We start from the raw sequence: 961 nt of genomic DNA on the forward strand, positions 1-961 counted from the left end.
GCCATGTAGTCCACCATGGCGGCCTCGATGCCCTCGCGCGTCAGCTGGTTGGGTGCATCGCCGTAGAAGACTTCGTCCCAGCGCGCCAGCCACCAGGGGTTGTGGTAGGCCTCGCGCCCGACCATCACGCCGTCGACCTGCGCCAGCTGTTCCAGCACGGCCGCGTCGCTGGCCAGGCCGCCGTTGATGGCGATGGTGAGCTGAGGAAAATCCTGCTTGAGCTGCGCCACCACCTCGTAGCGCAGCGGCGGGATCTCGCGGTTCTCCTTCGGGCTCAGGCCCTTGAGCCAGGCGTTGCGGGCGTGCGCGATGAAGGTCGTGCAGCCGGCTTCGGCCACGGTGCCGACGAAGTCGCGCACGAAGCCGTAGTCCTCGCCCTTGTCGATGCCGATGCGGTGCTTGACGGTGACGGGCACCTGCACCACGTCCACCATGGCCTTGACGCAGTCGGCCACCAGCCGGGGCTCGTTCATCAGGCAGGCGCCAAACGCGCCGCGCTGCACGCGCTCGCTCGGGCAGCCGCAGTTCAGGTTGATTTCGCTGTAGCCCCATTGCTCGCCCTTGCGCGCGCTGCGCGCCAGGTCGGCCGGCTCGCTGCCGCCCAGCTGCAATGCCACCGGCTGCTCCTCGGCGTTGAAGCGCAGGTGCCGTTCGGCGTCGCCATAGACGATGGCGCCGCTGTTCACCATCTCGGTGTAGAGCAGGGTGTGGCGGCTCAGCAGCCGGTGCAGGTAGCGGCAGTGGCGGTCGGTCCAGTCCATCATCGGCGCGACGGACATGCGCCAGGGGTTGTGCGGGGCGGGGCGGAGCGAGGGGGCAGTGGGCGCGGATGCGGCTTCAGACATGGCCCGATTATCCCATTGCCTCCTGGGCGGCGTGCCGCATGGTTTTTAAGTCAAATCGGGCGCTAACCATTGGTGGGCATGCGCTGGCAGCTATCAAAATGAGATTCCACTAGCCC

At 67.5% G+C, this 961-nt stretch carries 1 protein-coding gene; it reads right to left on the reverse strand.

The genetic code is table 11. From position 1 onward, the window contains the following. The coding region (gene dusA, locus QZH66_RS17005; protein ID WP_305807029.1) for a tRNA dihydrouridine(20/20a) synthase DusA at positions 1-779 on the reverse strand (779 nt) is incomplete at its 3' end. Positions 780-961 lie beyond the last annotated feature (182 nt).

Source organism: Stenotrophomonas sp. YIM B06876, assembly GCF_030711595.1.
GTDB lineage: Bacteria > Pseudomonadota > Gammaproteobacteria > Xanthomonadales > Xanthomonadaceae > Stenotrophomonas.